This window comes from Anabaenopsis tanganyikae CS-531 (assembly GCF_029891675.1).
In the GTDB taxonomy this organism is placed as follows: domain Bacteria; phylum Cyanobacteriota; class Cyanobacteriia; order Cyanobacteriales; family Nostocaceae; genus Anabaenopsis; species Anabaenopsis arnoldii.
This window is the reverse complement of record NZ_JANQDF010000135.1, coordinates 1-18,967: the sequence shown is the minus strand read 5'-3', so window position 1 is coordinate 18,967 and position 18,967 is coordinate 1. Positions and strand designations below refer to the sequence as shown.

The following is an 18,967-nucleotide window of genomic DNA, read 5'->3' as shown; positions in this document are numbered from 1 at the left end:
CATCGTAGCTGCTCACGGTTACTTCGGTCGCTTAATCTTCCAATACGCTTCCTTCAACAACAGCCGTTCACTACACTTCTTCTTAGCTGCTTGGCCTGTAATCGGTATCTGGTTCACCGCTTTGGGTGTAAGCACCATGGCGTTCAACTTGAACGGTTTCAACTTCAACCAATCAGTAATTGATTCTCAAGGTCGCGTCATCGCTACCTGGGCTGATGTGATCAACCGCGCTAACCTGGGTATGGAAGTAATGCACGAGCGTAACGCTCACAACTTCCCCTTAGACTTGGCTGCTGGTGAAGTTGCTCCTGTTGCTTTGACTGCTCCTGCAATCAACGGTTAAGAGATTCAGGTTCAGAAATTTAAATAATACTGTCTCTGCTTGATTAAAGCGCTCTTCCTACCGGATGGGCGCTTTTGGTTTGGTAATGTAACTGTTTGCCAAGGTGGAAATCACCCGGTAATCCTCGCCATGTACATCCCTCTCATCCCTGAGCATAAATGCTCCTGATCGAGAGAACGAATCGCACCATATGCCTTAATTGTGGTGCACAGACGGAAAATAAAAAGGAAATGTGAGAATATATTCTTGTCCTGAGCGTGAGTACACAACAAATCGAGATGTTGCTGCTTCCTTTGGTAGTCATAAATGGTGGTGTTAATGCCGTTGGGCAGAGGGTGTGAGAAAATGCTTGCTGACTCCTACTGACGCGGGTTAGTGGTAACACTCATCTAGTTAAGTGGGGATGAAGCAGGAATCTCCCGCTACACCACTTTGCAGTTAGCGGGGAGTGTCAAAAAGTTAAGTTTTGATAGTTTTCATGGAGAGTGAATCATGCTAACCGCTGCAAAAACGTTGTCTGGTTTGATGGGTTTATGTGTCGGTGATGCGTTGGGTGTACCTGTGGAGTTTACTAGCCGTGCCGAAAGAATTAAATCTCCAGTGACAACGATGTTAGGCTATGGTACATGGGAGCAACCACCCGGAACCTGGTCAGATGATAGTTCTTTAACATTTTGCTTGGCAGAAAGCCTGTGTCGGGGTTATTCCTTAGATACTATAGCTAATTCCTTTTGGCGCTGGTATAAACAAGCTTATTGGACTGCTCGCGGTGAATTGTTTGATATTGGTATGACTACCCATGAAGCAATTATGCGCCTGAAGCAGGGTGTTGTACCTCACCAAGCAGGAGGGAGGCTAGAACATAGCAATGGTAATGGTTCTTTGATGAGAATTTTACCCATGGCTTATTGTTATCGTCACCTAACTTTCCCCGAATTGATTGCTAGAGTCCATGATGTCTCTGCCATTACCCATGGTCATCTGCGATCGCAAATGTCCTGCGGTATTTATGTTAGTATTGCCGTAGCGTTACTAGAAGGGGCTAAACCGGAAACAGCTTATTTACAAGGATTAGCAAAAATCCAATCACTGTATTCCGACCGTGAATACATTTTAGAGAAACCTCATTTTCGCAGAATATTCAGTGGTGAAATAGCCCAGATACCAGTTGAAGAGATTAATTCTGGAGGCTACGTAATTGACACCCTGGAATCATCCCTGTGGTGTTTGCTAAATACCTCCTCTTACGCCGAAGCCGTACTGACAGCTGTCAACTTGGGTAAAGATACAGACACTACTGCCGCTGTGACTGGGGGGTTAGCAGGGATATACTACGGACTGGAAAATATTCCCCAGGAATGGATCAATAAAATCGCCCGCAAACAGGACATTATTAACTTGGCAGAGCGCTTTGCCAAAGCTATCGATACTCAGATTTAGATTTTTTGTATTTTTCAACCCCGGTTTTATAAACCGGGGATTTCCGAAGAGTCCATAAACGAACTTTCTCAGGCTGACTTAAACAACCTCCACTGATTCGGCTAAGATTAATTCCTAGCATCACCGCTAGTTTTATGGTGGATATTTACAGCAGTATTACGTTCACACTCTCCACGCCTAAAGCCAAGTGGCCGCGGTACTTTTGGGCAATTTACGGGTGAGCTGCTAGTAGGATTTAAGCTGTTGAGAAATCCATTGCAAGTAGGCTTGCGAACCGGCAACAATAGGTAAAGCTATGATTTCTGAGACTTCGTAAGAGTGGAGTTCCCGAATTTTGGCTTCCAAACTGGAAAATAGGGCCAAATCAGTTTTAATCAGCAACTGCCACTCGTACTCTTTGTATATTTCTCCTTCCCAAGAGTAAATAGAATGGATTGGCAACAGACTGACACAGGCAGCCAGTTGAGCTTCTACAAGGGCATTAGCAATTGTTTCTGCCTCCTGCTTGTTGGCAGTTGTCACCAGTACTACACCATAATGAGCAGGTATCTCCATAAATTTTAGACCATAGACAGAGAGTACACCTGACCATCAATCAACAGTCGCGTAATCCCCTTGGCTTGAAGATGAGTACTAGCCTTATGTAGTACTTTACTATCGGGAACTTTAATTACGCGATCGCGCTTGGTAGAGAAGCGCTTTGCGACTCGATGGTTATCAAATACTGGCAAAGTTCTTTGCAAGGTTTCTAAGTTAGGAATTTGTCCCAAGTCGCCGAAATCCTTCAGTGGTCGGGTAATTAACTCCGAGCATCTATCAATTACCAAATAACAACTTTTCGGCAACTGTGCTGCGGAAAATGGCAAGACTTGCACCGCTAGCTCATTCACCCTTCGTCTTGTAACTAAAGGCATTGAATCCTCTAGATATTCCTCCTCCTCCTCGTAGTCGTCCTCGTAGTCGTCCTCGTCTAAATCATCCTCTAAATCTGACAAATCCTCTGACTCATCTAGCAAATCCTCGACTAGCATGTGGGAAATAACACTTGCTTGAGGATGTTCTTCCTTTAAGAGGGGAGCAGGAATACCGGCCAGTTCAGCGGGCTGGGGTTCGACTATTTCTAATCGCTTTGCTGTACGTAACTTTGGTTTCTCTTCTGCCGAAGAACGCCGACGGACTCGTCTTATAGAGGGGCTGAGATCCTCCTCTTCCTGCGGTTGGTGTTCTTCGATCACCGGTTTTTGCGGGGAGATATCTGGTAATCTCAAGCGAGGGATGGCTTTTTCCTGGCTGGGCAGATCTGGCTCCGGCTCTGGTTGAGTTAAGAAAGGTAACTGGGTGTAACTTACCTGCGCCCGACCTTCAGGAGTCCTGGCTGCACGTTTGAGAGAAACCAGATATTCATATTCATCTTCGGGTAAGGTGCTTTTGAGTAGGCGACTAATTGTCGAGTTACTTACACCATAACGTTCCGCCAAAGTTGATGTTGTTTCGGCACTTTCTCGATATAACTTGAGAATTTCTCGTTTGTCAGGCTCTGTTAATTTTCTCACGGTAGACACCAAATTTTCTAAGCTCGTTTGCGACCGCGCTCCTGCGGAGTTCGGCTAAAGGATGGGTTATCTTGTAGGACAAAGCCCATAGGACATAACACTCCACTAAATATCCAAAACATTTCTAGTATCTCTCCACTTTGATAGTTTGACCCTTGAGCATACTTAAACCATATATCTGCAATGTAGATCCAAAAAGCGTCCTGTGCAACCATTCTCCAATATTTGGCGGATTTTCCGGTCAAAAAGGCCATTAGCCTTCCCTGGGGCAATAATAATTAATAAAACCACATCGTCGAGTACCTCAAACCAATTGAAGCTACCAACTAGAGGCTTTAAGGGTGCTGTCTGTTCCATAGAAATCCACCATACTACTAACAAGGTAGCAAACCTTGCAATGGCTAAGACAATGAGCAACTGCAATTTTTCTAAATTTATACCTTGGGAAGCCAAACCTAAAATCATCCTTACGTCAAGGGAAATATAAGTCAGGATAAAACAACACATCAATAATCGACACATCTGGTTTTTGGTCTATAATTATTTCTGTGTAACGGAAAATTAGCCCTCCCAAGAAATAAGAAAATATACTAGTGGCAAGTGGATCCCCAATATTGAGTGAGTATTTGCAGGCGACGCCAATCCTTCCAGCATAAAACACTGACACCCAAGTAAGCCAAGACTTCAAAAATCTTTTCACCAATGAAGTAGGAGTCAGTAGGGCTTGCTCTGTCTGTGGCTATAAGCCCACTGTATTTGATCTGCTGAACCAAAGAAAATTTCCACATCTGTGATTGTCAACCCTTCTCCACCGCATGCTTGGGGTTTCTGGCCAGATCAAAGCGTTTTTTTTGGCATCCACAATTTTCATTTGCTTTTTGGTACTAGATGATGATACAATCACGAAAGTGATTTCTTAAGAAGCTACTATGCTAGCTTGGGCGCGTAACTCAGTTGGATAGAGTATCCGCCTTCTAAGCGGACTGTCGCAGGTTCGAGTCCTGCCGCGCCTGTTCATTTAGGCAATACATTCTACTCATGAATGTGGATACACAACAAATCCCGATATTGCTGCGGCTCAAGCAAGCAGAAATCGTGTCTTTAGTACCGTTGGGCTGAAGTCAAACGACTGGGTTTTGAAAATGATCAATAAAAACTTGGAAAAGCCTTATAGTATTGTTTTTTTGATACTCATATTATTTGGCCTTACTGCCGTACTTGTGGCTGAACCCGCTTGGGGGGAGGAATCTGCCCAAAATGCTGCTGGCTTCGATCCCCAAATGTTCTTGCGAAATGCTTTACAGTGGATAGATGGTATTGGTGCTGTGGGAGCATTAGCATTTATCCTACTTTATATTATTGCCACGGTCGCCTTCTTGCCAGGGTCAATCCTGACTCTTGGTGCTGGTGTTGTGTTTGGTCTGGTTATGGGTTCGATCTACGTCTTCATTGGTGCAACTATAGGAGCCACAGCCGCTTTTTTAGTTGGACGTTATTTAGCCAGGGGTTGGGTGGCTAAAAAAATAGCAGGTAATCAAAAATTCCGGGCTGTTGACGAGGCTGTTGGTAGAGAAGGATTGAAAATTGTTTTGTTGACCCGACTCTCTCCTGTATTCCCCTTCAATCTTCTGAACTACGCCTATGGTGTTACCGGAGTTAGCCTCAAAGATTACATTCTCGGATCTATGGGTATGATTCCCGGAACAATTATGTATGTTTACGTCGGTTCCTTGGCTGGTAATCTGGCCGCCATTGGTACCGCATCTCAACCTGATAACCCCGGTTTACAGTGGTTAATTCGGATTCTTGGCTTCATAGCCACGGTTACTGTGACAGTATATATTACTAAAGTTGCTCGCAAGGCTTTAGAAAATGAAGTTTTACATTAACAGTCTTGATGTGGTAAGCGAGGAGTAAATAATGTCAAATTTACCATTGCCAAAAGTAACTATCCTACCCACGGATGAGCATAATCAGAAACTAGTTTCTTACGTTCATCCGCCCCATTGGGTCAATCCTCAACCTGTTGATTGTTACGACTTGGTTGTAATTGGTGCTGGTACGGCTGGATTAGTTGTAGCAGCAGGATCTGTAGGTCTAGACTTGGGATTAAAAGTCGCTTTAATTGAAAAGCATTTGATGGGGGGAGACTGTTTAAATTTTGGTTGTATTCCCTCAAAATGTATGATCCGGTCTTCTCGTGTAATTGGTGAAATTTCCGGGGCGCAAGGTTTTGGTATTAATACCCCTGAAGACATCAAAGTTGATTTTCCTCAAGTTATGGAAAGGATGCGAAAGGTGAGAGCAGGTATCAGTCATCATGATTCTGCGACTCGCTTTCGCAACCTTGGGGTTGATGTTTTCTTGGGAACCGGTCGTTTTGCCAGTGATAATATTATTGAGGTTGATAGCCAAAAAATCCGCTTTAAAAAAGCTGTGATTGCTACAGGTGCTAGAGCTATGCGACCCCCAATTAAGGGACTGGAAGCGGCTGGTTTTCTCACTAATGAAACGGTATTTTCACTAACTGAACTCCCCAAACGCTTGGCTGTGATTGGCGGTGGACCGATTGGTTGTGAATTGGCTCAGGCTTTCCAGCGTCTAGGATCTCAAGTGAGCTTATTTCATCAGGGTTCCCACATCTTAAACAGGGAAGATCCCGAAGCGGCAGAAATTCTGCAAAACTGTTTTATCCAAGAAAAAATACACTTGCTTTTAAATAGCCAAATAGATCATATTGAGAAGAGTATTGAGGGAAAAGTGATATATTTTCTCAGCAACGGCTCGCCGATGTCAATCACAGTGGATGAGATTTTAGTTGCTACAGGACGCGTTCCTAATGTTGAAGGTTTAAATTTAGAAGCAGTGGGAGTGGAATACAATCACCGCCAGGGAGTGAAGGTTAATGACTATTTACAAACCACTAACCCCAAAATTTATGCTGCTGGTGATATCTGTATGAAGTGGAAGTTTACTCACGCAGCTGATGCGGCGGCTCGAATTGTGATTAAAAATACTTTGTTTTCACCTTTTGGTTTAGGAAGATACAAACTTAGTAATTTAGTCATCCCTTGGGTAACTTATACTGACCCAGAAATTGCTCATGTGGGAATGTATGAACAGGAGGCTCAAGAACAAGGTATGAAGATTAATACTATTAAGATTCCTTTTAGTAGTGTAGACCGGGCGATCGCAGATGGTGAAGAGGATGGTTTTGTTAAAATTCATCACCAGAGGGGTTATGATAGAATTTTAGGAGCAACAATTGTTTCTCGTCATGCAGGGGAAACCATCAGTGAAGTAACCACCGCCATGGTCAATAAAATTGGTTTAAATGGTCTGTCTAATGTAATTCATCCCTACCCAACTCAAGCAGAAGCTATTAAAAAAGCGGCTGATACTTATCGCCGTACATTATTGACACCAACATCAAAACAATTCTTACGATGGCTAACAAGATTTTCCTAATTCTGTGGTGGCACTATCGCCCATTGATAAAATAGCCATAAGTGTTGAATAATTTTGCTATTGAACTACTGCGTTAATGCTGGATTTTGGTAATTTGATGTGAGTACATATCTTTAAATACCTAATTAGCAGGGAGTAGTAGCCTAGTTGACAATTAAATATACAAACCTATATTTTAACATCTTGAGTTAATTATAAGGTTTTTGTAATTGCATCATTTTTTTAAATGCCCTATATTTTCTTTATTCGACAAAATCAAATCAATGAATTAATCAGGAGGCAATTATGTCATCCATTGTCAATGTCACAGAAGCCACATTTAAAAAAGAAGTACTGGAAAGTGAAATTCCAGTCTTAGTGGACTTTTGGGCTCCTTGGTGTGGTCCTTGTCGGATGGTGTCTCCGGTTGTAGATGCGATTGCTGGGGAATACGCGGGACTGATAAAAGTGGCGAAGTTAAACACTGATCAAAATCCCACCGTTGCTAGTCATTACGGTATTCGCACTATTCCGACGCTAATGGTATTTAAGGGGGGAAGACAAGTTGATATAGTTGTGGGTGCGGTACTAAAACCTACCTTAATTGAAACTTTAGAGCAGCACATTCAAACATGATAATTTAAGGTTGGTAACACTGGCGTGAGTCGGCTGTGTGTGTGGATTTTAAATTTGTGATCTCTGTGTAAACCTCATGTCACTTGTGGGAGTGAGGATGATTGATGATTAACCAGAACAAAATATCAAGTTTCGTAAATTTAGGTTTGAATATCATCAAGTTAGTGGTATTTTCAACATGAGGACGCAATATAAACAAGAAACCAGGGTAAATGACTGTGTGTCCCCCCGTCATAGACCCAAGTGAATATCAGCAAATCAAAAGCAAGTGCCGATAAACATGATGTTGCTCTTGTAGCTAGATCATATTGCTGATATTGCTAGATGCTCTGTAAACCTTATTTTTACCTCTCAAATAATTAACTTCAAGAATTGGAAACCTGTAAACCCAGAAATACCGGTTAAAAATCTAAGGATTAGATTTTTAACCGCTTTTCGTTGTTCTAATCTTTTTTTAATTCCACCCAATCCCGTAAAAGCTGGTTGACCTGTTCTGGTACTTCGTCATGGGGACAATGACCTGCATTCAGAAAATGTTCTGTTAGTTGGGGATAGTATTGACGAAACTTCTGGGAACGTTCTCTGGCATTCATCCAGGGGTCAGCTTCTCCCCACAATAATAACAGGGAACAAGTTAACTGTTTTAACAGCACATCAACTTTTTCCCCTTGGGGGGTGCTAAAAACGGAAACAAATACATCTAAAGCACCGGGATCATAAGCAGGTCGGGCAATTTCTGTTACTAATTGGTCTGTGACTGCACTGTGGTCAAGATAAACTTTTTTTAAGGTGCGGCGAATTACCCAACGTTGTCGTACATATTCAAATAACAGCAACTGAGCGAAACGTTGTTTAAAAGTCCACTTCACGGAATCACCTAAGAGTTTTTGTAACCCAGAAGGTTGTTTAGGGGGTTGAATTTGTGATTGTAATGCTTCGGGTTCAGAAATAGATGGGTTTTCGCTAAACGGTCCAGCACTGTTGAGTAAGACTAAACCGGCCGCAAGATCAGGACATTGTGCTGCTACACACAAACAAGCATACCCACCCAGGGAGTTACCTGCTAGTATGGTCTTCTGACCAATAACTTCACTGATAAAATCAGCCAGTTGGTCGCGCCATAAATCACCGCTGTACTGGAGTTTCGGTTTTGCTGAACGCCCAAACCCTAACAGATCAATGGCAAATACTTCAAAATCTAGATACAGTCCTGTGATATTCTTGCGCCAGTGATCTGTGGATGCGCCAAAACCATGGACTAACAGCAAGGGTGGACGTTGGGGTTGTTTTTCTCCCCTGTGGACGTAGTATATATTATGACCCCGCCACTGCCAATATTGACCAGGAATGGGATTTGTAGAGGAAGCTGTGGTTAGTTGCATGATATAAGGAAATATTAAGTAGCTGTTAATAATTTAATTGTATTCCCCACCAGTCTGGTGACTAATGACCAATGAATAAAGTAGTAATTACAGGTAAAACTCAACTTCTAGGGGTAATTGGGTATCCGGTAGAACATTCCTTATCACCAGTGCTGCATAATGCGGCGATCGCTGAATTAGGACTAGATTATATTTATCTGCCTTTACCAATTAAACCAGAAAATTTAGAGTTAGCCATAGCGGGTTTGGCTGCTATGGATGTTGTGGGTTTTAGCGTTACCATCCCTCACAAACAGGCAATTATGCCTTTATTATCAGAAATTTCCCCCATTGCCCAAGTTATAGGCGCAGTCAATACCGTTAGCCGTCAAAATCAGGGTTGGGTAGGTACAAACACGGATATAGAAGGTTTTATTGCTCCTTTACAGACAACCTATCAGCAAGACTGGAGCCAGAAAACAGCGGTCATTTTAGGCCATGGTGGAGCAGCTAGGGCGGTTGTAGCTGGTTGTCAGCAGCTAGGGTTGGCGCAAATTCATGTGGTGGGGCGGAATATGCACAAATTAGCTGAGTTCCGCAAAAGTTGGGGAAATTCACCCCTAGCAGCAAAATTGCAAATTCATCTCTGGGAAGACCTAGGAAAGCTAATTCCTGAAGCTAATTTGCTAGTAAATACTACCCCTGTGGGTATGTATCCCCACGTGAATCAGTCACCTGTGAGTCAAGAAGATGTGCAAAATTTATCCCCGGGTGCGATCGCTTACGATTTAATATATATTCCTCAGCCTACACAATTTCTACAACAAGCCCAAAAACAGGGCGCAATTGTCATTGATGGTTTAGAAATGCTTGTCCAACAAGGTGTAGCAGCATTAAAAATCTGGTTACAGCGGGATACTGTACCTGTGGATGTGATGCGCCAAGCAGTGCAAAATTACCTCGTTAGATAGAGTTATTTTTCTGGCCAGCGCCAATTATGGCGATTCCATGTATATATACCTGGAATTTGGTACTCAGCACCATTGTAGAGGCGAACTACACAAGTAATAGATGAACCCTCAGAATCATTAATTTCATCGATTTGGAGGACAATACAGGAAAACCATTGACGCTGACACGGACCATCGTCCTTGACCCATTCCCATAATCCATTGGCAATTTCAATGCGATCGCCTACTCTCAACTTGAGTGTATCCCCAGCCTCAGAATACTTATTAAAATGATATGATTGGACACGATTAAGCCAACCTAAACCGTAGCGTTGGCGAATAAATTGGACATTTCCCGAATTATGATCATTTAGCCAATCATTGAGTAATTGTACCTTCCAACTACAGTTTTCCTGTTCTTGGTTCTTAACAAACCGTAAAAAAGCTGTCAATTCTTCTGTAGAAAGTTCATCTAAGGGGTTACCCATATCTGATATCTTCAAGTTAGGGTCTCCCGGAATTTCCTCCACCACTCGCAGTAATATCTGCTTCTGCATATCAGTGAGAGGACAACCAGCTGTATCACAACTGTTAAAAGCTGCTTGCAAGGCTGTTTCAATCTCATCTGGAGTCATAAGTTGATAGCAACTGTGGGTTTATTTACCCAATTATTACCTTTTCTGTCTCCAACTCATTAAGTTCAGCTAAGTTAATCTAGACAAAATTGCCGGCTGCGGTACAAATTTTAGTTAAGTTCGATGACACCAAACTTAAATATGAGAACACGAATTAATGTCATTGTTATATCTTTCCTGACTCTCTTGCAATTGTGGGTATTTACACCTCCAGCTATAGCTCTAACACAGGTGAAACTATTTGATATATCTTATCAAGACTGTCCGGCAGAATTGGCAGCAGGATCGGTAATCAGCAGTGGTAGTGCGGCAGCTAATTGCTTTATTGTCACTGGTAAGGCAGAAAACGCTACTTATAAAACAGTATATGATGCAGATATATTTGGACGCATTTATGATGCCAACAATAACCCAGTCATGCAGAACCGCACTCGTCTGGGTTCTATCCCCGAAGTTCCGCCGGGTATTAGTGATTTTGCCATCAGGATTTCTGTAGCCGCGAATCAACCGGAACCCTTGCAGCTCAAACAGTTTAAAGCCTCTGGATTTAGCAGACAAGTTCGGCAATAATTATTAAGAATTAATAATAATCGCCCAAGAAGCAATGTAGAGACGATTGGAAAGGAGCGTCTCTACAAAAGTTTATATTTAGTTGGTATTTTTGCTAAAAAGGCTGTGCAAATGAAAGGGCGGTTAGGTTTCTTAGTAAGCCACCAATAAAACTCAGTGCTAAGAAGGCTAAGATAGGGGAGAAATCCATACCGCCCAATGGAGGAATAATTGAGCGGAAAAGATTCAGGTAAGGATCGCTGATTTGGGCTAAAGCCGCAAAAGGCTGATTGTACCAGTTGATTGTGGGGAACCAAGTTAAAAGCACTCGGATAATTAGCAAGTAGCTATAGAAGCTGACAAAGGTTGCCAAAGTAGTAAAAAGTAAGTTCATGGATAAGTTATTTTCCTGCTAAGTGTCAAAAACCGTCTTATTATTGATTTTACTTGAGTCCATGTCATGAAGTGTGCGGTTTGCCGCATTAACTACTATAGCCAAATATCAATCACTTTAAGAATCTGGGGTGAGGGAGCGGTCATTGACTGACTGGGTGGAACCGCCATTGACATTTCCTAACTGCTGTCTTACCTCGTCAATTGTGGCATTTAGCTGGGCAATTTTATCTTCTAGCGATCGCCTGGCTGTTTCCATTTCCATAGCTTCATCATCTGAGACGAACATTTGGCGTTGTTTTGGCGATACTTTTTTAGTTTTGAGTTGGCCATTAGTCAGTTCTGCTGATTCTGCTGTCAATTCCTCAGTTTGTCGGGAAACAATCACAGCCCCAATAATACCACCAACTATACTACCAAAAATTGTCCCTGCTACAAAACCACTACCAAAACCATCACGTTGACTCATATATTACCGCCTTCAAGAACTTCCCTAGCTGCATACTAGCTTATGTGCCAAAGATGCGATCGCCTGCATCCCCTAACCCCGGTACAATATACCCCCGGTCATTGACTATCTCATCAATGGTGGCAGTATAAATATTTAAACCAGGATATTCAGCACTAAGCTTTTGTAAAGCTGGCGGTGCGGCTACTACAGAAACGATTCTAGTCAAACTTGGGTCAACCCCACGTTGTACTAATTCCGACATAGCAAACATAATTGACCCACCCGTCGCCAACATTGGGTCTGTGATTAATACCCTAGTTTCCGGGTGAAATTTTTCAGGTAACTTATTCAAATAACAGACCGGTTCGAGAGTTTCCTCATTACGAACCAAACCTAAATGATAAACCGAAGCCAAAGGTAACAGAGATTGAGCACCTTCAAGTAAACCTAGACCCGCCCGGAGAATCGGCACAACCGCCACGGGGACTTCTGGGTTAATCAAAGTAGCTGGAGACGAATCTAAAGGACTGTGCACCACAGTTTCCAGGGTCGGTAACCACTCTCTAGCCGCTTCGTAAGTTAACCATCTCCCCAACTCAACTATAGCACTACGAAACAACACCGAAGGAGTGGAAGCATCTCGAGCAACCGCCAACCAATGCTTAATCAGAGGATGGGGGGGGACATAAACGCGCAGTTGTACCGTCATAGCCGGAATAGGGCAATTTTCTTCTTGATCTGAAACACCATCATACTCCCTCAAGTATCCCACTGACAGCTAAAATCAACACTGCCGAATTTATTGAAAGTAATTTTCAATAATACTTGACAGATATTCTCAATCAAAGTTATATTACTAATTAGTGTTCTCCTCTCTTTAAGGATCGGCAGACGGGATTAGCCAGCGGTAGCGGGCTTGTCCCTCTTTTTATTTCCATACCCGAAGAATCAAAAGTGATATAAAATACTAAATAATTAGTTAATTTTATTGCATATCTGCCCCTATGTCTCCATCCCTAAATCCGACATTGGATGTGATCATCATTGGCTCTGGAATTGGTGGTTTAGTAACCGCAACCCAGTTAGCAGCCAAAGGCGCTCAAGTGCTGGTACTAGAAAGTTATTTGATTCCAGGGGGTAGTTCGGGTTACTTTGATCGCCAGGGTTATCGATTTGACGTTGGGGCGTCAATGATTTTCGGATTTGGCGAAAAAGGTACTACCAACTTACTCACCCGCGCTTTAGACGCTGTGAACGTCAGTCAAGAAACAATCACTGATCCTGTACAGATTCACTATCACTTACCCAGCTTAGACATCAAAGTCGAGCGAACTTATGATAATTTTTTGCAACATCTTATTGCCTATTTTCCCCATGAAGAAATAGGTATTCGTCGCTTTTATGACGAGTGCTGGAAAGTATTTAACTGTCTCAATACCATAGATTTGCTGTCATTAGAAGAACCTCGGTATTTGCTGCGGACATTTTTGCAGCATCCTTTGGCCTGTCTTAGTTTAGTTAAATATCTCCCTCAAAATGTAGGAGATGTGGCGCGACGCTATATTAAAGATCCCCAATTATTGCAATTTATTGACATAGAGTGTTATTGCTGGTCCGTAGTCAAAGCTGACATGACCCCCATGATTAATGCGGCGATGGTATTTGCTGATAGACACTATGGAGGGGTTAACTATCCCCAAGGTGGGGTAGGACAAATTGCCCAAAAATTGGTAGAAGGTTTAGAAAAAGCCGGAGGTCAGATTAAGTACCAAGCCAGAGTTACAAAGATTCTCCTAGAAAAAGGAAAAGCCGTTGGTGTACAATTGGCTAGTGGTCAAGTTTATCATGCTCGACGGATAGTTTCTAATGCCACACGTTGGGACACTTTTACTAAATTACTACCTGTAGGGAAAATACCGGCTAATGAAAAAAAATGGCAACAAACCTATAAAAAATCCCCCAGCTTTTTGAGTTTACATATAGGAGTAGCCGCAGCAGTATTGCCTCATAGCACAGAGTGCCATCATATAATTCTGGAAGACTGGGAGAACATGACAGCACCAGCAGGGACACTTTTCGTTTCCATCCCCACATTACTAGATCCAAAATTGGCACCAGAGGGCTATCATATTATTCATGCCTTCACACCCCAATCGATTGAGGATTGGCGAGAAATGTCTGCAAGTGAGTATGAGGCCAAAAAAGAAGCTGCAGCTTGGCAAATCATCGACCGACTAGAAAAGATTTTCCCTGGATTAGATGCTGGCTTAGATTATCTAGAAGTAGGTACACCCCGCACCCATCAACGCTTTTTAGGGCGTGAAGATGGAACCTATGGGCCAATTCCCCGGCGGAAATTACCGGGACTATTAAATATGCCATTTAATCGTACAGCCATTCCCGGACTTTATTGTGTCGGTGACAGTACCTTTCCCGGTCAAGGGTTAAACGCCGTCGCCTTTTCTGGTTTTGCTTGCGCTCATCGCATAGCTGTAGACTTAGGTTTATCTAATGGTAATTGAGCCAATAGCTGCATGGTCATGGTAGTTTTGGGTTTGGTTGAATTCAGCTTGAGTATCAGTATACATACCAGCGTATTCTGTAATTGTCCACTGATTTGACCTGATGACTACCCCCGCATCAGCACCCAGTCCCCGCGCAAATTTAATATACTCTCGTGCCTCATTATTCAAGTTGTAGGATAGGGTCACCGGTCCGTAGGTTGCAACTGCTGCTTTGAGTGGAGTACCCGGACCTACTCCTTCCTTTGTTCTGTAATTAGGGTTTTCAACCGTAATCATGGTAATTCGAGAGTTAGCTGTTTTCACGTCACCATCAGCAAAACCTAACAGATACTCTACCCTACCATCTTGACTAACTTTAATTCCTTCCCCTTGATCAACCCCCAGAGAAACTGGTTCAAATGTTGCACCCTCACCTAAAATCTCCTTGAGTTCCCCTAATGTCATACCCAATTTAGCAACCCCAATATTCTTGTTAGTGATTACCTGACTTTCTGAAGGGGTCAATACTCCCAAGTCCTGACAACCGTTAGGAATTTGATCTATGTTCTGTGAACTAATTAATCTGAGTTCTTCCCCATTCCAATAATATTGAGTTTCTTGAATACAAGTACCAGCACCAATGTACTTGTAACTATTGGAGAGAATCTTAGTTTTAGGATCATAGGTGGGAAATCCAGCTATTTCTAACCCCATGGGCTGAATTTTGATTTCTGTCCCGGATGTATCTACTTTCACGAAAGCAAATGCACCTTGATAAGCAGCCATATAACAAAGTAGCTGTACTAAGTGCTGATGATTTTCCCCAATATAGACTTCTGAGAATTCCCGTGCTGTTTCTGGGTTAAACTCAAAATTGCAAACCTGTAAACTTTTCTGACGGTTAATAACTTCATTCAGGATGGTTTCTGAACTGGGTTTACGGTTGTTAGTAATCACAGATGAGTTATCCGTTTGCAACTCTGGAGAACTTACACTATTAGTAGTGTCGGTTTTTGGCGACACGCAGGAGATTAGACCACAGGTAATCATGGTAGTTACAAAGACAATTAGCGGGGGTGTGTCCATGGGATATATACTTGGTATTTGAGACTATTCAAGGCTTTACAGTGATCTTCTGGGTGGGTATCCACTCATAAAATTAAATAATTTTCACCTGACTAGCTGCTTTTTTAGCCTTCTCCCGCGCCTCTAAAATGTTATTACCCTGAGCCAAAGCCACCCCCATACGTCGATAAGGATGGGCGTTAGGTTTGCCAAATAGTCTAATATCTACATTGGGTACTGACAAAGCTTCAGCTACACCAGTAAAGGCGACTGTATCTGAGTGTTTATCAGCTAAAATCACCGCACTAGCCGCAGATCCCAACTGTTCTATATGGGGAATTGGTAAGCCTAAAATAGCTCGTAAATGTAATTCAAATTCGTTCAAATTTTGGGAGATTAATGTTACCATTCCTGTATCATGGGGGCGGGGAGAAAGTTCCGAAAAAATTACCTCTTCTTGGGTGATGAAGAACTCTACGCCAAATATTCCCGCTCCCCCTAATGCGTCGGTAACCTTCTTGGCTATTGCTTGAGCTGCTAATATCTGGTCTTCAGGAATACCAGCAGGTTGCCAAGATTCTTGATAATCCCCTCTTTCTTGACGATGACCAATGGGAGCACAAAAAATTGTCGGTGCATTCCACTGTTTAATAGTAAGTAGGGTGATCTCTATTTCAAAGTTGATAAATTCCTCTACAATTACCTTTTGACTATCTCCCCTAGAATTGGCGATCGCATAATTCCAAGCTGCTGCAACTTCCTCCTGATTCTTGACAACAGATTGACCTTTACCGGAAGAGGACATTACAGGTTTAACAACATTGGGAAACCCAATTTGATCAGCAACACCAATCAATTCTTCTAAGGTAGAACCATAGCCATATTTAGCAGTTCTAATTCCTAACTCTTGATGTGCTAGTTCCCTAATCCTATCTCGGTTCATGGTATAGTTAGTTGCCACTGCTGTGGGTATAACTGTAATTCCGCGTTTTTCAAACTCGACTAATTTCTCTGTTCTAATTGCCTCAATTTCTGGTACAATAAAATCAGGTTGATGCTTTTGTACAACAGTTTCTAATTCATCAGCACTCAGCATAGAAATGACTTCATAGCAGTCAGCTACCTGCATGGCTGGGGCATTAAGATAACGGTCAACAGCAATTACATAATTACCTAACCTTTGCGCTGCAATTACAAATTCTTTTCCCAATTCTCCTGCACCCAGGAGCATTAACTTTTGTGGTAGCTTAGTTGAATTATGCATGAATTTATTAACCTTAATTTAATAGTTTTATACAACCAGAAATCAATGTCTGGGTGATTTTTTGCTTTTTGCGTCTTTGAGTCAAATTTTATCCATGTCCTTACCTTTTTTTCCCCCTTTAACTCAGAAAATAGAAAATGAGATTACCCGAAGTGCTGGTGTAGATTTATCTGTACTACGTCTGGATTCTATGCACCAATTGGTTAACGGTAACAAATGGTTTAAATTAAAATATAACCTCCGGGAAGCCCATCAACAAAATTACTCAACTATTCTCACATTTGGTGGTGCTTATTCTAACCATATATTTGCTACATCCGCCGCTGGTAATCTCTTTGGCTTCCGTACTATCGGGGTGATTCGCGGACATGAAAGTTTACCACTCAACCCTACTTTGAGTTTTGCTGTACAGCAAGGTATGCAGCTAGTATACCTGAATCGTGAGAGTTACCGAAACAACCACAGCATACAATTACACGGGGAGTTAAAACAAGCTTTTGGTGACATATTTATTATTCCTGAGGGTGGTAGCAATTTAAACGGGGTACGCGGTTGTATGGAGATAGTGGGTTACGCAGACGCATTTGATACTATCTGCTTGGCTTGCGGGACAGGTACAACCCTAGCGGGTATTGTACTTTCCCTGAATCCAGAACAACGCGTAATTGGTTTTCCTGTCCTCAAAAATGCAGAATTTCTGGCTCAGGAAATCCATAACCTGATCCAGAAGTATCTCGACTCTGGACTACCCGCACCAAGTTACTCCCCCACAGGTTGGGAATTAATCTATGATTATCACTTTGGTGGTTATGCAAAGGTTAATGATCATCTCCTCATGTTTAGTCAGGAATTTCAAAACTCACACCACATCCAACTTGATTACGTATATACTGCCAAAATGTTCTATGGTGTGATGAATTTACTCCAACAGGGAGTGTTTCCAAGGGGCGATCGCATCTTACTTTTACACACAGGGGGCTTGCAAGGCAATATTGGTATGGAACAGCGCCTTAAAGGTGGGTAACCCTACATACTTTGCAACACCCTCCGGATAGTTTCTGTGGGTACTTCATCGGTAACTGTCACCACACCCATTTGGGTAGGTAAGACAAACCTAACTTTACCGTCCCTGACCTTCTTATCTAGTTGTAGTGTATCAATAATCGCCTCAATGTCTAAACCCGGTGGTAGTCGAGTTGGTAAACCGGCTTTTTCAATTAGTGCATTTTGCCGTTTACTATCTTCAGCTGTCCACATACCTAGTTCTAGGGCAATCTGTCCAGCTGCTACCATACCAATAGCCACAGCTTCACCATGTTTGAGTAAACGATAGTTTGTCAGGCTTTCCACCGCATGACCAATGGTATGTCCATAGTTGAGAATTGCTCTGAGTCCCCCTTCTTTTTCATCCTTGGCGACAACATCAGCTTTTGCTTGACAAGAACGAGTTAATATGTATTCTATAAATTCCGGCTTCATATAGCGGAGTTGATTCAGGTGTTTAGTCCCTTCCATCTGGGTAAATAATTCTGCATCCCAAATGACACCGTATTTAATTACTTCCGCCATCCCAGCGCGAAATTCCCTCATGGGCAGAGTTTTGAGGGTTTCTGGACTAATTAATACTAATCGCGGTTGATGAAAAGCCCCAATTAAGTTTTTGCCATGGGGATGATTTACACCGGTTTTACCACCAATAGCTGAGTCTACCATTGCTAGCAGGGTGGTGGGTACTTGTATGACATTAATACCTCGCAGCCATGTGGCGGCAGCAAATCCTGTCATATCTCCAATCACCCCCCCACCTAGGGCTACCATGGTTGAAGACCGTTCTAGGCGGTTTTCTAAGGCAACATCATAAAGTTTTTCAATGGAGTTGAGGGTCTTGTAACGTTCACCTGGTGGGAGGTTGTAACTGGCTACTTCATAACCAGCTAATGTGAGAGATTTTACTGTTTTCTCACCGTAATGTTTAAAAATGCTGGGATTAGAAACAACTAAGACTTTTTTACCTAGGTTCAGTGTGGACATTTTCTGACCTAATTCATCTAAGCTTGATGGAGCTATGGCAATCTCGTAAGATTGCTGCGGTAGATTTACGTTAATTACAGAGGTCATTACCCAAAGTCAAATAAGCGAGCGTGCGGTGTATTCTATCGTAATTTGGATGGGATATTTGAGATGGACATTGAGCAAACACGGCAGCTATGGCGGCCATAAATATGAAGGAAATTAGGCTCTACCGTACTTGTTATGCTAATTTAACAACTGGTTCGAGGGAACAGGGAACAGGGAACACACCGAACAGAGATTAAGAAGGAATATTCAGGCATTTTCTTCAATAACCAACATTATTTCCCTTATACGGTAAGCCTT

The 18,967-nt window shown here is 42.4% G+C and carries 19 protein-coding genes, 1 tRNA gene and 1 pseudogene; 10 read left to right on the top strand and 11 right to left on the bottom strand.

What is annotated here, in order from left to right:
• Positions 1–343: pseudogene (locus NWP22_RS13265) on the top strand (photosystem II q(b) protein); the annotation flags it as partial.
• A 492-nt stretch (positions 344–835) separates the two neighbouring features.
• A complete protein-coding gene (locus NWP22_RS13260; RefSeq protein WP_271732822.1) occupies positions 836–1,783 on the top strand; it encodes an ADP-ribosylglycohydrolase family protein in 948 nt (315 codons plus the stop codon).
• 225 nt (positions 1,784–2,008) lie between these two features.
• Here NWP22_RS13260 and cutA read toward each other — a convergent pair whose 3' ends face one another.
• From cutA to NWP22_RS13245, 3 genes are all read right to left on the bottom strand, one after another.
• On the bottom strand, positions 2,009–2,338 hold the full coding sequence (gene cutA, locus NWP22_RS13255; RefSeq protein ID WP_271732821.1) for a divalent-cation tolerance protein CutA: 330 nt from the start codon (positions 2,336–2,338) through the stop codon (positions 2,009–2,011).
• Positions 2,339–2,343: 5 nt separating this feature from the next.
• Complete coding sequence (locus NWP22_RS13250; RefSeq protein ID WP_271732825.1) at positions 2,344–3,336, bottom strand: helix-turn-helix domain-containing protein; 993 nt, start codon at positions 3,334–3,336, stop codon at positions 2,344–2,346.
• A gap of 165 nt (positions 3,337–3,501) precedes the next feature.
• Entirely contained in the window at positions 3,502–3,801 is a 300-nt protein-coding gene (locus tag NWP22_RS13245; RefSeq protein ID WP_271732819.1) for a hypothetical protein, read from the bottom strand.
• A gap of 474 nt (positions 3,802–4,275) precedes the next feature.
• On the opposite strand from NWP22_RS13245, the gene NWP22_RS13240 reads away from it, so the two are divergent.
• The 4 genes from NWP22_RS13240 (at position 4,276) to trxA (ending at position 7,419) form a co-directional block, all read left to right on the top strand.
• Positions 4,276–4,349: transfer RNA gene (locus tag NWP22_RS13240), tRNA-Arg, on the top strand.
• A gap of 129 nt (positions 4,350–4,478) precedes the next feature.
• Positions 4,479–5,225: a TVP38/TMEM64 family protein gene (locus tag NWP22_RS13235; RefSeq protein ID WP_271732817.1), complete on the top strand. Its 747-nt coding sequence runs from the start codon at positions 4,479–4,481 to the stop codon at positions 5,223–5,225.
• A 31-nt stretch (positions 5,226–5,256) separates the two neighbouring features.
• Entirely contained in the window at positions 5,257–6,804 is a 1,548-nt protein-coding gene (locus tag NWP22_RS13230; protein WP_271732815.1) for a mercuric reductase, read from the top strand.
• A 285-nt stretch (positions 6,805–7,089) separates the two neighbouring features.
• Positions 7,090–7,419 (top strand): thioredoxin, encoded by a 330-nt coding sequence (gene trxA / locus NWP22_RS13225; RefSeq protein WP_271732813.1) that lies wholly within the window; start codon positions 7,090–7,092, stop codon positions 7,417–7,419.
• Between the two features lie 443 nt (positions 7,420–7,862).
• On the opposite strand, the gene NWP22_RS13220 is transcribed toward trxA, so the two are convergent.
• A complete protein-coding gene (locus NWP22_RS13220; protein ID WP_271732811.1) occupies positions 7,863–8,801 on the bottom strand; it encodes an alpha/beta fold hydrolase in 939 nt (312 codons plus the stop codon).
• A gap of 71 nt (positions 8,802–8,872) precedes the next feature.
• Here NWP22_RS13220 and NWP22_RS13215 point away from each other — a divergent pair, with 71 nt between their 5' ends.
• Positions 8,873–9,751, top strand: a complete 879-nt coding sequence (locus NWP22_RS13215) for a shikimate dehydrogenase (RefSeq protein WP_271732809.1) — start codon at positions 8,873–8,875, stop codon at positions 9,749–9,751.
• Between the two features lie 2 nt (positions 9,752–9,753).
• On the opposite strand, the gene NWP22_RS13210 is transcribed toward NWP22_RS13215, so the two are convergent.
• The gene (locus tag NWP22_RS13210; protein WP_271732807.1) at positions 9,754–10,365 is read right to left on the bottom strand and encodes a hypothetical protein; all 612 of its coding nucleotides are present in this window, start codon (positions 10,363–10,365) and stop codon (positions 9,754–9,756) included.
• 141 nt (positions 10,366–10,506) lie between these two features.
• On the opposite strand from NWP22_RS13210, the gene NWP22_RS13205 reads away from it, so the two are divergent.
• Positions 10,507–10,935, top strand: coding sequence for a biotin carboxylase (locus tag NWP22_RS13205; RefSeq protein ID WP_271732806.1), 429 nt, complete (start codon positions 10,507–10,509; stop codon positions 10,933–10,935).
• Positions 10,936–11,029: 94 nt separating this feature from the next.
• Here the strand turns inward: NWP22_RS13205 and NWP22_RS13200 are convergent, their stop codons facing one another.
• From NWP22_RS13200 to upp, 3 genes are all read right to left on the bottom strand, one after another.
• Positions 11,030–11,308 carry a YggT family protein gene (locus NWP22_RS13200; protein ID WP_271732804.1) on the bottom strand — a complete coding sequence of 93 codons (279 nt, stop codon included), beginning with the start codon at positions 11,306–11,308 and terminating at the stop codon, positions 11,030–11,032.
• A gap of 117 nt (positions 11,309–11,425) precedes the next feature.
• The gene (locus NWP22_RS13195) at positions 11,426–11,776 is read right to left on the bottom strand and encodes a ssl2009 family thylakoid membrane protein (RefSeq protein WP_271732801.1); all 351 of its coding nucleotides are present in this window, start codon (positions 11,774–11,776) and stop codon (positions 11,426–11,428) included.
• A gap of 40 nt (positions 11,777–11,816) precedes the next feature.
• On the bottom strand, positions 11,817–12,467 hold the full coding sequence (gene upp / locus NWP22_RS13190; RefSeq protein ID WP_271732824.1) for a uracil phosphoribosyltransferase: 651 nt from the start codon (positions 12,465–12,467) through the stop codon (positions 11,817–11,819).
• A gap of 295 nt (positions 12,468–12,762) precedes the next feature.
• Between upp and crtH the strand changes: the two genes are divergently transcribed.
• Entirely contained in the window at positions 12,763–14,280 is a 1,518-nt protein-coding gene (gene crtH / locus NWP22_RS13185) for a carotenoid isomerase (protein WP_280801984.1), read from the top strand.
• On the opposite strand, the gene NWP22_RS13180 is transcribed toward crtH, so the two are convergent.
• Both NWP22_RS13180 and purT read right to left on the bottom strand, forming a co-directional pair.
• A complete protein-coding gene (locus tag NWP22_RS13180; RefSeq protein WP_280801983.1) occupies positions 14,263–15,348 on the bottom strand; it encodes a DUF1176 domain-containing protein in 1,086 nt (361 codons plus the stop codon). The genes crtH and NWP22_RS13180 overlap by 18 nt on opposite strands.
• Positions 15,349–15,421: 73 nt before the next feature.
• On the bottom strand, positions 15,422–16,591 hold the full coding sequence (purT, locus tag NWP22_RS13175) for a formate-dependent phosphoribosylglycinamide formyltransferase (RefSeq protein ID WP_271732796.1): 1,170 nt from the start codon (positions 16,589–16,591) through the stop codon (positions 15,422–15,424).
• A 94-nt stretch (positions 16,592–16,685) separates the two neighbouring features.
• Here purT and NWP22_RS13170 point away from each other — a divergent pair, with 94 nt between their 5' ends.
• On the top strand, positions 16,686–17,615 hold the full coding sequence (locus tag NWP22_RS13170; protein ID WP_271732794.1) for a 1-aminocyclopropane-1-carboxylate deaminase/D-cysteine desulfhydrase: 930 nt from the start codon (positions 16,686–16,688) through the stop codon (positions 17,613–17,615).
• A 2-nt stretch (positions 17,616–17,617) separates the two neighbouring features.
• Here the strand turns inward: NWP22_RS13170 and aroB are convergent, their stop codons facing one another.
• Positions 17,618–18,709 (bottom strand): 3-dehydroquinate synthase, encoded by a 1,092-nt coding sequence (gene aroB, locus NWP22_RS13165; protein WP_271732792.1) that lies wholly within the window; start codon positions 18,707–18,709, stop codon positions 17,618–17,620.
• Between the last annotated feature and the right edge of the window lie 258 nt (positions 18,710–18,967).

What these genes read in the sequence shown, in the direction of transcription:
- NWP22_RS13260 (WP_271732822.1), top strand. Translation starts at nt 836, where the DNA reads ATGCTAACCGCTGCAAAAACGTTGTCTGGTTTGATGGGTTTATGTGTC.
- cutA (WP_271732821.1), bottom strand. Translation starts at nt 2,338, where the DNA reads ATGGAGATACCTGCTCATTATGGTGTAGTACTGGTGACAACTGCCAAC.
- NWP22_RS13245 (WP_271732819.1), bottom strand. Translation starts at nt 3,801, where the DNA reads ATGATTTTAGGTTTGGCTTCCCAAGGTATAAATTTAGAAAAATTGCAG.
- NWP22_RS13235 (WP_271732817.1), top strand. Translation starts at nt 4,479, where the DNA reads ATGATCAATAAAAACTTGGAAAAGCCTTATAGTATTGTTTTTTTGATA.
- NWP22_RS13230 (WP_271732815.1), top strand. Translation starts at nt 5,257, where the DNA reads ATGTCAAATTTACCATTGCCAAAAGTAACTATCCTACCCACGGATGAG.
- trxA (WP_271732813.1), top strand. Translation starts at nt 7,090, where the DNA reads ATGTCATCCATTGTCAATGTCACAGAAGCCACATTTAAAAAAGAAGTA.
- NWP22_RS13220 (WP_271732811.1), bottom strand. Translation starts at nt 8,801, where the DNA reads ATGCAACTAACCACAGCTTCCTCTACAAATCCCATTCCTGGTCAATAT.
- NWP22_RS13215 (WP_271732809.1), top strand. Translation starts at nt 8,873, where the DNA reads ATGAATAAAGTAGTAATTACAGGTAAAACTCAACTTCTAGGGGTAATT.
- NWP22_RS13210 (WP_271732807.1), bottom strand. Translation starts at nt 10,365, where the DNA reads ATGACTCCAGATGAGATTGAAACAGCCTTGCAAGCAGCTTTTAACAGT.
- NWP22_RS13205 (WP_271732806.1), top strand. Translation starts at nt 10,507, where the DNA reads ATGAGAACACGAATTAATGTCATTGTTATATCTTTCCTGACTCTCTTG.
- NWP22_RS13200 (WP_271732804.1), bottom strand. Translation starts at nt 11,308, where the DNA reads ATGAACTTACTTTTTACTACTTTGGCAACCTTTGTCAGCTTCTATAGC.
- NWP22_RS13195 (WP_271732801.1), bottom strand. Translation starts at nt 11,776, where the DNA reads ATGAGTCAACGTGATGGTTTTGGTAGTGGTTTTGTAGCAGGGACAATT.
- upp (WP_271732824.1), bottom strand. Translation starts at nt 12,467, where the DNA reads ATGACGGTACAACTGCGCGTTTATGTCCCCCCCCATCCTCTGATTAAG.
- crtH (WP_280801984.1), top strand. Translation starts at nt 12,763, where the DNA reads ATGTCTCCATCCCTAAATCCGACATTGGATGTGATCATCATTGGCTCT.
- NWP22_RS13180 (WP_280801983.1), bottom strand. Translation starts at nt 15,348, where the DNA reads ATGGACACACCCCCGCTAATTGTCTTTGTAACTACCATGATTACCTGT.
- purT (WP_271732796.1), bottom strand. Translation starts at nt 16,591, where the DNA reads ATGCATAATTCAACTAAGCTACCACAAAAGTTAATGCTCCTGGGTGCA.
- NWP22_RS13170 (WP_271732794.1), top strand. Translation starts at nt 16,686, where the DNA reads ATGTCCTTACCTTTTTTTCCCCCTTTAACTCAGAAAATAGAAAATGAG.
- aroB (WP_271732792.1), bottom strand. Translation starts at nt 18,709, where the DNA reads ATGACCTCTGTAATTAACGTAAATCTACCGCAGCAATCTTACGAGATT.